Raw genomic sequence first — 15,666 nt, 5'->3', positions numbered from 1 at the left:
GGTACCGTCATACCCCACGGGTGGGGTACTTTCGGGTACAACTTGCGGTGGGTCAGTCTTTCAGTTTCAGCTTGTTCTTGTTCTTATACTGGCTCATGTCGCTGACGACCACCTGGTCGCCCGGCTTGAGGCCCGAAACTACTTCGACATATTCGAAGTTGGAGTCGCCCAGCTGCACCTTGCGCTTCACGAGCTGACCTTCGCCATCGCGCACAAAGAGGTCGTACTCGCCACGGCCCACATAGTACGAAGCGTTGGCCACACGCATCACGTCTTCCTTCACGGCGTTCATCACATAGACATCGGTCTTCAGGCCCGAACGCAGGCGGCGGTTGCTGTCGTCCTCCAACTGCACGGTGAAGGAGATGACACCGTTCTTCGAAAGCGGGGTAACGCTGCTCACCTGCCCTTCCAGCTTCTCGCTGCCTATCTTCACGATGGCCCGCCCGCCGGCTGCCACACGGTCGCCGTAGGTATCGGCTATCTCACCCTCCACCTTGAAGTGGCTCAAGTCAGAGATGACGGCTATCTGCGTGCCCTCGCCTACCTGCGCGCCAATCTGGTTATTAATATAGGTAAGGATGGCCTTGCGGGGCGAACGTACCTGCGCATCGTCCAGCGTACGTTTGGTTTCAGCCAGGCTCTTGCGGAAGATCTCATACTCCAGCTGCTTCACCTTCAGGTCGGCGGCTTTCACCTTACGCTCGTTGGCCAGCTGCTGACGCAACTGTTCCAGCTCCAGTTTGCCAGTCTTGAAGTTCAGTTCCGCCTGATGCACACGGTCGGTCGTTCCCGATCCCAAGCTGTCCAGGTAACGTTCGTTGCGCAGCTCCACCTCCATGCGGTTCACCTTCATCTCGGCCACCTTCACCTGCATCTCCAGGTCGCTCAGGTAGGTGCTGTTGTTCACCTCCAACTGCTCCAGCTGGTAGCGTTTCATCTGTTCCTCGTCGAGCTGCTTCTTGTACTCGGTTTCGGCGCTCTGCAAGTCCAGTTTCAGGATGGGCGTACCTACGTCCACACTGTCACCTCCCTTTTTGTACACTTCAAGGATGCGCGTATTGATGGGCGAATTGATAATTTCTTCGAAAGCAGGCACCACCTTGCCCGAGGCGCTGACACTGACCTCAATGGTCCCCTGGTCTACGGTAGAAAACACCAGATCTTTCTCTTTCACGCCTGTCCGCATCAGCGAAATGAGCACACTGAGCACCACCACGCCTGCGACTCCTGCTACACCATAACGAATCAGTTTCTTGTTGCGCTCTCTACGGCGCTCTTCTTTGGGAATTTCTCTATCCATGGCAATAATTTTGAATTAGCTGTTTCAATCCATACACAGCCCACAACTATTATGCCAAAACCACAATTCACTGATTTTCAAAGATAAGTCATTATTCAGAGGTGTTCATTTTCGGACAGGTGTCCGATTTCGGGCGGACAGTTTCACTCGTTCACAGCTCCACAATGCGGACACACACCCTTGTGCATCAGCTTGCCGCCACAACGGCCGCAACGGTAGCGGGGCGAATGAAGCGAATGCTTCAGCCTTCCGATGAAAATCCAGATAAAAGCCGCCAGAAAAACATAGCCCACGTAGATGTGCGTAGTCAGGATAAAGAAGAAATAACAGAAGATACACGACGAAGCCAAGCCCAGCAGGTAGAACACCGCCGCCGCGGGCGAAAGCTGGCGGAAAAGGTCGTCGAGCACGGCCAGCAGTACAACCAGAAACAGCCATAGCCCCACCAGAAACATCGAAAGCACGAAGGGCACCTTGAAAGGCGAAAGCGTGGGGTTGTAATAGTAGTGTTCCCACGTGTCGGGTGCAAAAACCTGTATCGACTCGTAGACCGTCGCACAGAAAGCCATCAGCAAGCACAGCGCCAGGGGATAAAGGCTGTCGATGTCGTTAAAGTAGACCAGCTGCAACTGCTTGCGTCGGAATACACGCACCAGCCAGACAGCCACAAAAATGGCAAAAACCACGATGAAGTACGAAGCATGCGTGTCGCTGAACACGTAGATGGCCTGCGAAATACTGTCCGTAGGCACGAAGGCGCGCTTCAGGTCGACTTCGCGCAGCCACCCCTGTACCTCCTGCGAGTGGGCCAGCTTCACCCAGACGGAGTCTATCGAGTCGGCCGGATGGACTGCAAACTCGGCTACTACTACGCGGTCGCCCCTATGCAGCTGGTAGTAAGCCCCTTTCACGGGCAGAAGTTCCAGCTGGACGGAGTCGGTATTCACCTCCAGATTGGTGTCCCACGTATAGTGTCGTTCGTACAGGTAGGTCAGCGAGTCGCGCATCTGCTGCGGCAGGCCTTCGTCTTCCAGATTGGGGCGGGAGTAATGACAGGAAGAAAAAAAGAATAAAATGAAGAATAAAAAATGAGGCATGAAGAATCCGATGCGCCAAGGGGCATGAACCGTCCCGCGCTTTCTTCCAAGGCCATCTATCTTTAATTCTTCCTTCTCCATGCTCCACTCACCATTTATTCATTAGCCAACACCTTCATCTGACAGTTCTTGCAATCGAACTCCAGCCGGAAGCGGCGTCCGTCCGAGCTTGCCAGGTAGTACGGTTCCCGATAGGGCGAACGTCCTTTCTGATGAACAGGACACCAGCCCATGCTGTAGCGCAGACAGTGACGGCAGAACATCAGCACCGCCCCGTCCGCAGGTTGCTTTTCGTAGGCAGGCGCCACAACTTTCACTCCATGATCCAGGTAGAAGCGTCGTGCCTCGTCGTTCATTACGTTGCCCAGGTAGGTCAGCGTGGCCGCAGGATAAGCATGACGCGTCGGCTTCCACACGGCCAATTCGCGACGGTAATTGATGCGGCGTGCAGCCGTCAGCCGTTCCACCACCTGCCTACGCCAGTCGGCCACGACCGACGAGGGTACAAACCACTCTTCCGTCAGGGCGATGTCGGCTGGTTCCGTCAGTTCATAAGGCGTACCGCCCAGCTTGGCCAGCTGCGTGCGCAGGTTCTCTACCTGCGGCGTGCGTGCCCGCTCCTTGGCATAGCCGAAAGCCAGCGTCACGCGGTTGTCGTCCTCGTCGTCTGCCGTCAGCGAGAAGCCAAAGGCATTCTCCTCCAGCCTGAGGCGCACCCCTATCTTCCGCTCGGCCGACTTGCGTGCCAGGGCCCGTTCAAACTCCTGATCCAGGTTGCGGAAGAGCGGCGTACGCGGCCGTATGCGCGCCACGTTGCCTGCCGGAAAAAGCTTGTTGCCCTCTACGCGATTGATGCGGAAGCCCTGCAGGCGCCCCTGCTCGTCAAGGTAGCACACGCCGTCACCGTTGTGGAAAGGCTTCACACCCGCCACGCTCACCCATCCGCCACGCTGTTCCTTCAACGTACCCATGGCCTCGCCCAGTGATTTGGGCGTGTCGAACGAAGCGATATCCTCTCCCCTTCCCTCCAGAAAGTAGTGTGTGAATCCGCGGCTGAAGCTCTTCTCCGGCTGCGGACGGAAGTCCAGTCGGCACGTGCCCGACGAAGCACGCACATATTCCTTCCTGCGCTTCAGGATGGCGTCCAGGCGTTGGCTGTAGGCAGCCGTCACGTTCTTCACGTAGGCCACGTCCTTCAGCCGTCCCTCTATCTTCAGCGAGGTAACTCCTACGTCGAGCAGCTGCTCCAGCATGTCCAGGCGGTTCATGTCCTTCAGCGACAGCAGGTGTTTGTCTTTCACCACCACCCGTCCGTCGGCATCCACCAGCGAGAAAGGCAGGCGGCAGAACTGGGCACACTCCCCACGGTTGGCGCTGCGCCCGAAGCAAGCCTGGCTGGCGTAACACTGTCCGCTATAACTTACACACAAAGCCCCGTGCACAAACACCTCGAGCGGCGTGTCGGGACAGGCCTTGTGGATGGCGGCTATCTCGTCGAGCGACAACTCGCGTGCCAGTACCACCTGTCGGAAGCCGGCCTCCGCCAGAAAGCGCACCTTTCCGGCCGTTCGGTTGTCCATCTGCGTGCTGGCATGCAGCGGGATGGGTGGCAGGTTCAGGCGTGTCAGGCCCATGTCCTGCACGATGAGTGCATCCACACCCCTGCGATACAGTTCCCAGATCATGTCCTCCGTCTCCTTCAGCTCCTCGTCCTTCAGGATGGTGTTCACCGTCACGTAGATGCGCACTCCGTAGAGGTGGGCATAGTCTGTCAGGCGTCCGATGTCGTCCATCGAGTTCGTAGCAGCCGCCCTGGCGCCAAACTTCGGCGCACCGATATACACCGCGTCGGCCCCGTGGTTCACCGCCTCGATGCCACACTCCAGATTCCGTGCCGGTGCCAGCAGTTCTATTTTCCTCAGTACCTTCATTCCCCGATCTCGTTGATGTTATACGGCGTTTCCTGATAGACGAAGTAGTTCAGCCAGTTTGTAAAGAGGAGGTTCGCATGCCCCCTCCAGCGCACCAATACTCCCTTTTCGGGGTCATTGTCCCGATAGTAGTTTTTCGGCATGTCGATGGGCAGTCCCTTGCCCAGGTCTCGTCTGTACTCCGTGTCCAGCGTCAGGGGCGAGTACTCCGAGTGTCCTGTCACGAAGAATTCTCTTCCTCCGCGTGCCATCACCATATATACTCCCGACTCGTCCGACTCCGAGAGCAGTGTCAGTTCCTTCACCTTCAGGATATCCTCCCGTCTCACCTCCGTATGCCGGCTGTGAGGCACGTAGAACACGTCGTCGAATCCTCGGAAGATAGGGTGCAGCGGTTGCAGCGTATGATGTTCGAAGATGCCGAACATCTTTTTCTCGAGCGGATATTTCGGCACGCCATAGTGGTGATAGAGTCCCGCCTGTGCCGCCCAGCAGATATAGAGCGTCGAGGTCACGTGTGTGCGTGCCCAGTCGAATATTTCCGTAATCTCGTTCCAGTAGCCCACCTCTTCGAAGTCCATCTGCTCCACGGGCGCCCCTGTGATAATCATGCCGTCATACTTCTCGTTCCTCATGAGTTCGAAGTCCGTATAGAAAGCCTTCATGTGTTCGATGGGCGTATTCTTGGGCGTATGACTTTTTATCTTCATGAAAGAGATCTCTATCTGTAGCGGCGTGTTAGACAGCAGCCTGACGAGATCCGTTTCCGTTGTTATCTTCAGGGGCATCAGGTTGAGGATGACGATTTTCAGGGGTCGTATATCCTGTCGCGTAGCTCGCGAATTGTCGATGACGAATATGTTTTCCCGCTTCAGCAGTTCGATGGCGGGCAGTTTATCGGGCAAGTTGAGTGGCATGGCATTTACATCTTTAGTTTCAGAGGGTCAAAGATAGTGCAAACTGAGAGAAGCACAAAGCGAAAACGAAGTTTTCAGGCTTTTAGATGAGGTATTGAAGAAAAAAACGGCATTTTCACTTTTTAATATTTTTATTTTTTTACTTTTGCCACCGATAACCTTTCTAAAAAATTAATACCATGAAAAGACATCCGATTCTTACAGGTGTAGTCTATCGTTTAATGGGAGGAATTTTATTGCTCTTCCTATCCTGTAGTACTGAAAACAATGCATTTGACATGCAACCTGGCGACATCCCCATCACGTTCTCGGGCACTATCAGTGGACAATTACTCACAAAAGTTACCGCAACATCTTTCGAAACAAACGACCGTATCGGCCTGTTTGCCACGCTGACACCCAACTCTCTCGATGGGAAGAGATATATAGACAACCTGCAACTGACATGCAACAGCAACGGCAGCTCCTTCACGCCAGCGCGGACGGTCTTTTATCCCGAAGGAGGAGGGACACTGGACTTCGTAGGCTATCACCCTTACCAAAAAGAAGGGCTACAAGCAGGGAGTACTACTCTATCTGTCAGCATCCAGTCCGACCAAAGCACACCTGAGAATTTCTCGGCAAGCGACTTCCTGACTGCCAAAAAACAAAACGTGGGAAGCAGCGAAAACGACGTGACACTGAACTTCAAGCATCGATTTGCCAAACTGAAATTTACCATTATCCCTGGCGAAGGCGAGGATGCGGTGAGCATTCTGGAGGACGATCCGAACATTATCGTCACCAATATCTACTCGCAAGCCAGCTACAACCTGACGGACGAAAGCATCACCAATCCGCAGGAGCCTACAGATATCCTCACCTACGGTTCGTGGAGCAACAGCGGAGAAAAACTCACAGGCAAAGAAATAATCATCATTCCGCAAAGCTTGACACAAACGGACAATAGCATTCTTATGGAATGGAACGGAAGGGTATACACCTGCCTGATGCCGGAACAAGTGATGAAGACAGGTACTCAATGCGAAATATCCATCACCGCCACCCAACAGGGAGGAGAATTTCTGACCGGTATAGCAGGTACCGTAAGCGACTGGACTACCGTCGACGGGCAAACGACGGACAACACCCAGGAAAACGTAGCCATCCACACGGCCATCTTGTCTTTCCGAGAGTCTGACGTTTATCGCATCTACCACGAAGGGAAGGCCCTGGCAGACGTGTGCAAGGAATATTTAATCTCGGACGAACTGACCTCCAGCGCTGTCGTCTACTATCCCATATCGGAGGAAACAGGGCGGCCCGACCTGACACGAGGAACTGTCCTGCGGCTGATGGACACGCCCGATGCCATCTGCGGAGGAACAATCGTCTGGAATACGGAAGCAAACAGCTTCACTTACAACCAAGGGAGCCAAACGAGCATCAACAAATTTTACGTATCCGAAGACGGAACGATCAGCCTGACCTCGGGCAGCAATGCCGTAAGCTGCGACGTCGTGAGCCTGACCATACGCGACACCCGCGACGCACAACCGTCCTCCTACCCGATCGTCAAAATAGGAACGCAGTACTGGATGAAAGAAGATTTACGGGCAACCTGCTATAAGGACGGAACACCCCTGAAGAAATTGGAGAAACTCGGCACAGAAGCCGCCTACTTCAAGCCGGAAGGACTGGAGTACTATTTCTACAATGGCGAAGCAGTTCTGGCCGGCGAATTAAGTCCCGAAGGCTGGAGCATTCCAAGCGACAAAGACTGGGAGGCCCTAAAGAGCTACACAGGCGACAACACTTCGCTACTGAAAGCAGGCACGTGGCTGCTTGAGACGGACAATGCCGGGCAGGAGCAAGAAGGAGACGTGGCTCCCGTCAACAACCTGACCGGGTTCAGCGTCTATCCACACGGTACTTGGCTCAGTAGTAAGCACAATAATAATGGCCGCCTGAACGGATATTGGGCACTGAAAGAAGGCAGTACGGAGATAGCCGACAAAATGATATTCTTCACTGGAGGCAGCAACAACTTCTACCTGTCCGATCCGATCGCAAGCGGGAAAGATTACTACAAAACCGCATCCATCCGTTGCATCTTGAAGTAACCCCTATAATTTAGTTTGTGTCCATTATTCCTGTTTATCCTCTCATTTTAGAAGTCCCGACGGGCCAACATCCGTTGGGACTTCCCTTTGTCGACAGGAATATTATACACTCGGCCCAATACAGCTATTTTTGTTTACTGAGATAAAAAAGACAAACTGAGAATCGATTTTCATAAACTGTCAACTGTCAGCTGTAAGGCGCACTTTTCAAAACAGATTTGTCTATACCTACGCCAGCTATGTCGACGCCCTGCTCCTGTTCTATCGTTCGGAAACCTACAAGCGTCTGGCCGACGAATCTACCAAGTGTTGGCATTTTGGGCCGGTAGCCCTTTATCAGGAGTGGATGGAGGAGGTGGGGAATAGCTGACGACATTTTTACTTGTAGCTTTAGGTCGAGTAGAATGTAATTTATTCTTTCTACAGCTCTTCTTCGAATAAATATTTCCTTATATTTGCGAAACGATAAAGAAAACGCCAAGTGCGCTTAGTTTAAAAAGGACCCTGTTCGATAATCAAAGAGGAATGAGCAACAGTTTCATAACAAATAAGGAAAAATTCCTATCCGATATTATTAACGGCATTCTGCCCAAAACAAATGCAGTCGATATACTGGTCGGCTATTTCTACTATTCGGGTTATATCCAACTATCCGAAAAACTGAAAGACAAACAGATCAGAATACTTGTAGGACTGGATATTGACCTGCATATATCCAAGCGTATCAGCGAGGTAGAAAACTTTCGGAAAGGTTTTGTGTCACGCAATTTGGTGAAAGAAGAATACTATACACAGTTTATTAAACTATTTAATGATTCAGACCTCCTTGACTCTGCTGACAAATTGGAACAATTCAAAATGTTCTATGGCAAAATACTCGATGGCACTTTGGAGATACGCAAGACTCTCGAACCCTGTCATTCGAAGATGTATTTGTTTGCCTACAATGACCTGATGAACGAAGGCGGAGAACTGCCTGGAGTATTGATAACAGGTTCAAGCAATCTGTCTTATCAGGGACTGAAAGGACGTTTGGAACTGAACGCCCGTTTCAATGACAAGCTGGAATACGAAGAGGGGAAAAAGCTGTTTGATGAATTGTGGGACAACTCTGTGACCATTGCAAGCAAAGACAATTTGGACGAATGGGAAAACAAGGTAATGAAACGCATCTGGTACGAACAGCTCTATCCGCCATACCTCATGTACATCCGAGTTCTGAAAGAATACTTCAATATCCCAACCTCCAACAATATCCTGACCCCACATGATATTACGGAAGGAAAGTATTCGAATTTAAGATACCAGACGGATGCTGTCCAGATGGCTTTGAACGCTTTGCACAACCATAACGGCGCTATTGTGGCCGATGTGGTAGGTCTGGGCAAAAGTGTGATTGCCTCTACCATCGCCCGCAATCTGAAGTTGCGGACCATCATTGTGTGTCCTCCGCATCTGTACAAGCAGTGGGAAGGCTATCGCGATGAGTTTGGCTTTACCGCTACCGTGTTCAGTTCAGGAAAAATAGAAGAAGCCCTTTTGCATTATCAGGAGTTGGTCAAACCTGGCGAGCAATTCTTGATTATCATTGACGAGGCACATCGTTTCCGCAATGAATATACGCAGGATTATGCCCTGTTGCATAATCTGTGTTGCAACAACAAAGTCTTGTTGCTGACGGCAACTCCCTTCAACAACCAGCCTGCCGACATTTATGCGTTGATAAAACTCTTCCAGATACCTTCAAACTCCACATTGAAGACCGTCGAGAACTTGGGCGCTTCATTCAAGGACCTGATAGGCAAGTACAAAAAATTGCGTGAAGAGCAAAGAGAAGGTAAAACGACTGACGAAGAAATCAAAACGCAGGTCAGCGACATGGCCAAGAAAATCCGCTCCATCATCAGCCCGCTGGTTGTTCGCCGCTCACGTCTGGACCTGCTGGACATTCCTGAATACGCCGAAGATTTGAAGCAGCAGCACATTCAGCTGGTTTTGCCCGACGACCCCGAGGAACTTGAATATGATTTGAGCGGATTGAAAGCCTTGTATCTTTCTACGTTGGAACGGATCAGTCCATCTGAAGAAGGCAGTAACGTTTACCATTTCAAGGCAGCCCGCTATTCGCCAGCTCTCTATATTCACGAAGATTTGCAAGAAAAGCTGGCCAAAGAACTCGAAGACAAGACAGGTGTCAATTTCAATCTTTTGATTGGACGACAAACCAATATCTCCAAGTTTATGCGCCACCTGCTGGTAGCCCGTTTCGAGAGTTCGGTAGCGGCATTCCAGGCTTCGTTGGGATACATGATTCAGTCCTCCGAGCACATGCTCCGATGGATTGAGAAACGACATAAGATACCTGTGTTCAAGAAAGGGAACCTGCCGGATGTGTCTGCTTTCTATGATACAAGCGACGACGGCATGGAAGAAATCGAGGAACTCTTCGAAAAGTACGAAGCCCGTGGGTTCTTTGAGATAGACATGAAATATGTGAAAGACAATTTTGTGGCAGATGTTGAGTCAGACATCCGATTGCTCAAGAGTTTGCGCGAACAATGGTTTGGCAAGGACAACACAATCAAGAACGACCCCAAGCTGGACTCCTTCATCCGTATCGTCCAAGAGAAAATGAAGAACGAGCCAGAGCGTAAACTCATTGTGTTCTCCGAATTTGCCGACACGGTTAACTATCTGGGCGACGCGCTTGCCAAAGCGGGGTTGCCAGTGATGAAATATACCTCAGCCGACGCCACCCCTGCCAACAAGGACCTTATCCGAGCCAATTTCGACGCAGGTATGAAACCTGCCTTGCAGAGAAACGATTATCAGGTTCTGATAGCTACCGATGCCATATCCGAAGGCTACAACCTGCATCGTGCGGGCGCCATCTTCAATTACGACATACCCTATAACCCGACCCGCGTCATCCAGCGCATCGGGCGTATCAATCGTGTCAACAAGAAAGTATTCGAGCACCTGTATATATACAACTATTTCCCTACCGATGTAGGCGAAGCCGAAACAAGAACCAAAGAAATCTCCACGCTCAAAATGGCCATGATTCACGCCATCATGGGCGAAGACACAAAGGCGCTGACCAAAGAAGAAGAGGTGAAGGCATTCTTCAAGGAACGCTATCGCAAGGAGTTTGCCCGCAGCGAAGAGGCTTCGTGGGACACGCCCTACCGCAAGCTGCTCAATGGCCTGAAGGGGACAAAAGATTACGATGCCGCATTGGAGATGCCCCATCGTGCCCGAACGGCAAGAAAGGCGGAAAAGCCAAAGAAAGGTGTCCTGATGTTCGGACGCAAAGGTGACGACTTCGTTTTCAAGATAGGTGATGCGGCCAATCCCCCTGCCATGATTTCGGCAGAAGAGGCCATTTCGCTGTTCGAAGCAGACAGGCACGAGGAGCCAGTCGAACTGAGCAACAACTTTGATACCATCTATCAGCGGGTTAAATCATCACTCTTCAACAGCGATGTTAAGGACAGAAACGAGAAGGAGCAGATAAATGCATTGGCCAAAATAAAAGTGCTGATGTCGAAACAAGCCTTGCCACAAGACTATCTTGAAGATTTGGCGCAAGTGGTGAGAGCCGATGCATTGTCCGGCTATGAGATACGATTCATTAATCAACTGGCACCAAAGGATGCCGCCCAATTGCCCTTGAAAATCTCCGCTGAATACCTGGCACGCATCATCAGCTATCAAAACAATGTGGACGATGGAGAAGAAACATTGATTTTAAGCGAAGAACTGCAATAAACCTTATAAATAAAAGAGATAAAAGATTCGATTATGGAATTCAACAAAGCATATAGCCGCCAAGAGTTTGTACGATTTCTGCAAAACAGCTTCCTGCCCGAGGATTTTGTTCCCTCCGAAGAGGAAGTATGGTTCCGAACCAAAATGACCTATTCCACCGAAGCCGTGAAGCTCGGCACGTGTCCGTCGCTCGAACTGGTAGTCTATGAGGTGAAACATCGTTCCAAGCACAATGCCCGCGTGTCGCTCTCCAAGGAAGCATTCCGAATGCTTGCCGATGAAATGAAGGACAGGGCGCTGGTTGTCTTTGTGCCCGAAGACAGCAATGAAAACTATCGTTTCTCGCTGATCGAGATTACGCTCGACGCGGCAGACGACTCCGCTCGGGTCACCAAAAGATACAGCAATCCGCGCAGATACAGTTATTTTCTGGGTGAAGGAATAGCCTACTATACCCCCAACAAATACTTGAACGAAAAGGGACGGGTGGCAAGCAAGGAGGACTTGTTGAGCCGCTTCTCTGTCGAAGTATTGACCAAAGAATTCTATCAGGAGTTGAGCGACTGGTATGCCTGGGCTATCAAAATTATACGTTTCCCCAATAACATCGATGACAAGGACGACGATGCCAAGTTCAACAATGAAGGCGCCATCCGCCTCATTACCCGCCTCATTTTTGTATGGTTCTTGAAACAGAGGCATCTCATACCAGAGGAATTTTTTGACGAAAGTTATCTGAAAGAGAATCTTCTTAAGAATTTTAAACCGTATCAGATGGGAGGATTACTGCATGACAGAGGTGAAGTTAAGTATTATACGGCCATTCTACAGAATTTGTTCTTTGCCATGCTGAATAGTCCTATTACTGCGGAAGGAAGCAAAGATGTTGCTGAACGACATTTTCGTAAACTAAACGAGCAAGGAAAGCCTGACCGCTCGGATTATGACAACAATAAGTTAATGCGTTACGAATCATACTTCAAGAATCCTCAATTGTTTGTTGACTTGGCAAACAGGACTGTTCCATTTTTAAATGGAGGTTTGTTTGATTGTTTAGATGAAAAAGATAAAGGAATATATTACGATGGATTTAGTGATAGCGAAAAATCCATGAAGTCATTGTATATTCCCGATTTCTTATTCTTTATTCCCGAGACTGGGGTGGATTTGTCGATATGGTATAATGACAAAAGGAAAAAAGCAGTGAAGGTCAGAGGCTTGATACAGATATTGAAGCGCTACAACTTTACCGTCGAAGAGAATACCCCCTTTGATAAGGAGGTGTCACTCGACCCCGAATTGTTGGGCAAAGTCTTCGAGAACCTGTTGGCGTCGTTCAACCCCGAAACGCAAACAACGGCTCGCAAGCAGACAGGTTCGTTCTACACGCCGCGCGAAATTGTGCAGTACATGGTGGACGAAAGCCTGGTAGCACACCTAAAGCGTACGGTAGGAGAGGAGTTGGAGCCCCAGTACCGCCAGCTCATGCAATACTCGGACGATGACGTGGAGTTGACCGCCGAACAACGCAAAAGCATCATGCAATCCTTATACAATTGCAAGATACTCGACCCTGCCTGCGGCTCGGGTGCCTTTCCTATGGGCATCCTCCAGCAGATGGTACATATCCTCAACCGTATTGACCCCGGCAATAAGCAATGGAAAGAAATGATGCGTGCTGTTGCCATTAACAAAACATCCGAAGCTTATTTCAATGCTTCCGATGATGAACGTAAAGAATTGATTGCCGACATTGAGCGTAGTTTCGATGAAAGCATCAACCGCCCCGACTACGCCCGCAAACTCTATCTCATCGAAAACTGTATCTATGGAGTAGATATTCAGCCCATTGCCATACAGATCAGCAAATTGCGTTTCTTCATTTCGTTGGTAGTCGATCAAAATACCAACGCCGACCCTACCGATAACTTTGGTATCCGTCCGCTCCCCAACCTCGAAGCGAAATTCGTGGCTGCCAACACGCTGATAGGATTGATCAAGAAAGATGCGTCCTTGTTCGATAGTGCGGAGATTAAGGCAAAAGAAAACGAACTGAAGATAGCCAAGCACAAGATTTTTGGGGCAAAAACCGTGAAAACCAAACGGAAATACAAGAACATCGTCAACGACCTTCGCCAGGAGATAGCCGATATGCTGTATGCAAATGGTGCTGTGGGAAATGATGAAGCCCGTCAGCTGGCATCGTGGGATATGTTCGACCAGAATGCTTCATCGCCTTTCTTCGACCCGGAATGGATGTTTGGGGTAAAGGATGGTTTTGATATTGTGATTGGGAATCCGCCGTATATTTCATATTATAGTAATACCGGTAGTCAATTAACTATATTCGAACGAAAAACATATGTTTCACAATATAAGAGTATCGCCAAAAGCAATGACCGTATAAACAGCATGAATCTTATGATAGAAAGAGGGCTGTCTTTGTTGTGTTTAAATGGAAACTTATCGTATATTGTAAACAAAACTTTTTCTGTTCTCCCTTCTTATATCAATGTAAGAGAGTATATAATAAAGAATTATAAAATTGAATATATAGTTCAGGATCTTTCTCCATTTGAAGCGATTGTGGACTGTATTGTTATTGGAATAAAGAATTATTCTTATAATACAGATTATAAAATGAGACTTGTTAGCCCAGATTTGAAAACGAGTAAATCTGCCTCAATCAGTTTTGTAAGAGAAAATAGATTGAAAGAGTTTATCGTGTCGGATAATATTACAATTATAAAAAAAATAGAGAAACAACCGTTGAAATTATGTAATATTTTAATTGTAAATAGGGGGATGAATATCGGTGGGTGCTTTTCTTCGTTTCTTTCAACTACTTGTAAAGGCAAATTATATAGACGCTACCTTCCTGGAACTGCGAATATTTCTTATTATACATATAGATGGGAAGAATCGGATGGCTGGGCTAAATTTGACCAACAAATTGAACGTGAATTAAAGTTAGCAGGTAAAACCTTAGCTTTGGGTGATCCAAGTCGATATGATAAACCCAGATTGTTTATTCCAGAATCTAGCCAAACTCTTGTTGCAGCTTATTGTGACGAGGAGTATTATTCAGGATATGGGCTTATGGTAGGAACTGCTGTAGATACTAACACAAAAAGTTTGAAATATGCGTGTGCTTTATTAAATTCTAAGCTGTTAACTTTCTATGCCCTTAGAAAAGAAATTCTTCGTAAAGGAAATAAGGCTACACCCCATGTTGGAGTTAAAGGGCTTTCTTCTATACCTGTTCCCCAAGTGTCTAAAGAACAACAATCATTGATTGCCAATATTGTTGACAAAATTATCGATAATAAGAAATTTAGTAATGAAATTGCCGTTTCCACGTACGTATCTCAAATAGATAGTATTATATATAAACTTTACGAACTTACTTATGATGAAATTTTAATTGTCGATCCTCAAACTCCAATCATACGTAAAGAATATGAAAAGGCTTAATAATCATGAAGATAAGAGAATACCGTGGCAATACACGCTTATAAACAATATGTTTTCAAAACAAGAAATAAATAATTGTTCATTATCTGAAATGATAGATGATGATATATATGAAATGAAAAAAAATAAATACCCACCTGCATTGTATAAATTTTACACTCCGACCATTGAAAATATTTCAGATGTTCAGAACAAATTATTATGGCTTTCATCTCCGGAAACATTTAATGACCCATATGATTGTAGGCTTTCTTTTGATTATGAAGCTTTTCAACAATATTATACTATAAGGTCTTTTAAGAGTAACTCTATGTTTTCAGAAGAAGAGAAGAAGATGATATATAATGCGTCACTCACAAGGTCTGGTTTCTATATGGATTCTTTTTCATATAAATTTGAAAATATGGTTCGAAACTCTACGAAAAAAGAACTTATTTCTTTTCAACACGAATTATGGGAGAAGACAATGTTAGTAAGAAATTATATAGAAACATTATTTTTAAATAAATATAGAATAGCTTGTTTTTCCTCATACTCCTGGAATTCACAACAAAACGAGCAGCTAATGTGGGCTCATTATGCACAAAGCCATAAAGGATTTTGTGTAGAATATGATATTTCACCTCTCTTTGACAATGCTATAGAAGATGGGGATTTGTTTACAATTTATTCTGCAAATAAAAGAGATGAATATTTGTTACCCTCTGTACAAAGGAAGATGATGATTAATGGCTTTTTCCCTATACAATATTCGTCTCGGAAAAACGAACTTTCTAAAAGTTTGTGTTATGCAATATCCCAAAATAAATGTACAAACAAGCAATTTAATAATTTAAAAATAAAAAGTTTTCGAGCTTTAATCACAAAGTTACTGCCGTGGAAATATGAACAGGAATGGAGATTGATTGTTGATTCAAATATAAGTAAAAAAACTGATCATAAAATCTATTTCCCGTTTATAAAACGAATTATTGTAGGAGTTAAAGCATCTGATGAATTGCATAGAATTTTAAGTAATACAGCTGCACATTTGAACATACCTATAACAAATGAGTATGTATAGAGATTATT

General features: G+C 47.6%; 8 protein-coding genes. 4 read left to right on the top strand and 4 right to left on the bottom strand.

What is annotated here, in order from left to right; all coding sequences use genetic code 11:
• Window positions 1-52: 52 nt before the first annotated feature.
• The 4 genes from BQ8005_RS01890 to metA all read right to left on the bottom strand — a co-directional run bounded on the left by BQ8005_RS01890 (window position 53) and on the right by metA (window position 5,248).
• Window positions 53-1,303 (bottom strand): efflux RND transporter periplasmic adaptor subunit, encoded by a 1,251-nt coding sequence (locus BQ8005_RS01890; RefSeq protein WP_075316852.1) that lies wholly within the window; start codon window positions 1,301-1,303, stop codon window positions 53-55.
• A gap of 143 nt (window positions 1,304-1,446) precedes the next feature.
• Window positions 1,447-2,400, bottom strand: coding sequence for a hypothetical protein (locus BQ8005_RS01885; RefSeq protein ID WP_075318838.1), 954 nt, complete (start codon window positions 2,398-2,400; stop codon window positions 1,447-1,449).
• A 95-nt stretch (window positions 2,401-2,495) separates the two neighbouring features.
• Window positions 2,496-4,331, bottom strand: coding sequence for a peptidase U32 family protein (locus BQ8005_RS01880; protein WP_075316851.1), 1,836 nt, complete (start codon window positions 4,329-4,331; stop codon window positions 2,496-2,498).
• Window positions 4,328-5,248, bottom strand: coding sequence for a homoserine O-acetyltransferase MetA (gene metA / locus BQ8005_RS01875; RefSeq protein ID WP_075316850.1), 921 nt, complete (start codon window positions 5,246-5,248; stop codon window positions 4,328-4,330). Before metA ends, BQ8005_RS01880 begins: the two co-directional genes overlap by 4 nt.
• A 179-nt stretch (window positions 5,249-5,427) precedes the next feature.
• On the opposite strand from metA, the gene BQ8005_RS01870 reads away from it, so the two are divergent.
• The 4 genes from BQ8005_RS01870 (at window position 5,428) to BQ8005_RS01850 (ending at window position 15,658) form a co-directional block, all read left to right on the top strand.
• Window positions 5,428-7,350 (top strand): fimbrillin family protein, encoded by a 1,923-nt coding sequence (locus BQ8005_RS01870; protein WP_075316849.1) that lies wholly within the window; start codon window positions 5,428-5,430, stop codon window positions 7,348-7,350.
• A gap of 525 nt (window positions 7,351-7,875) precedes the next feature.
• Window positions 7,876-11,121 carry a helicase-related protein gene (locus tag BQ8005_RS01860; protein ID WP_075316847.1) on the top strand — a complete coding sequence of 1,082 codons (3,246 nt, stop codon included), beginning with the start codon at window positions 7,876-7,878 and terminating at the stop codon, window positions 11,119-11,121.
• 33 nt (window positions 11,122-11,154) lie between these two features.
• Window positions 11,155-14,595, top strand: coding sequence for an Eco57I restriction-modification methylase domain-containing protein (locus BQ8005_RS01855; protein ID WP_075316846.1), 3,441 nt, complete (start codon window positions 11,155-11,157; stop codon window positions 14,593-14,595).
• A complete protein-coding gene (locus BQ8005_RS01850) occupies window positions 14,582-15,658 on the top strand; it encodes a DUF2971 domain-containing protein (RefSeq protein ID WP_075316845.1) in 1,077 nt (358 codons plus the stop codon). Before BQ8005_RS01855 ends, BQ8005_RS01850 begins: the two co-directional genes overlap by 14 nt.
• Window positions 15,659-15,666 lie beyond the last annotated feature (8 nt).

This window comes from Bacteroides togonis (assembly GCF_900130135.1).
Taxonomy (GTDB): Bacteria; Bacteroidota; Bacteroidia; order Bacteroidales; family Bacteroidaceae; genus Bacteroides; species Bacteroides pullorum.
This window is presented reverse-complemented; position numbering and strand designations above follow the sequence as displayed.